This window comes from Salmonella sp. SAL4457, assembly GCF_046548235.1.
In the GTDB taxonomy this organism is placed as follows: Bacteria; Pseudomonadota; Gammaproteobacteria; order Enterobacterales; family Enterobacteriaceae; genus Salmonella; species Salmonella enterica.
This window is the reverse complement of sequence record NZ_JBGDZO010000153.1, coordinates 1-359: the sequence shown is the minus strand read 5'-3', so window position 1 is coordinate 359 and position 359 is coordinate 1. Positions and strand designations below refer to the sequence as shown.

Genomic DNA, 359 nt, shown 5'->3' with positions numbered 1-359 from the left:
GGGACCCTACCGCGAATCGGTGCAACTGGAGCCGATGAGCCAGTTGCAGTTCCGCAACGTCATCCGCCAGGCCTATGACTACAGCTGCGGCTCGGCGGCGCTTACCACGCTGCTGGACTACTACCTCGGGCGCAACCTCGAGGAACGCCAGGTCATGGAAGGGCTGCTGCGCTATGGCGAGGCCGATAAGATCGTGCAGCGCCGCGGTTTCTCGCTGCTCGACATGAAGCGCTACGTCGAATCCATGGGCATGCGCGCGCGCGGCTACCGCATCGAGGCGGCGCAACTGGAACAACTGAAGATCCCCGCCATCGTGCTGATGGAAATCCGCGGCTACAAGCACTTCGTCGTCCTGCAAC

General features: G+C 63.0%; 1 protein-coding gene. It reads left to right on the top strand.

Annotated features, from left to right (window positions below):
• Positions 1–34: 34 nt before the first annotated feature.
• Positions 35–359: C39 family peptidase (locus tag ACLJNW_RS23675; protein WP_410961153.1), on the top strand; the 325-nt coding region annotated here is incomplete at its 3' end.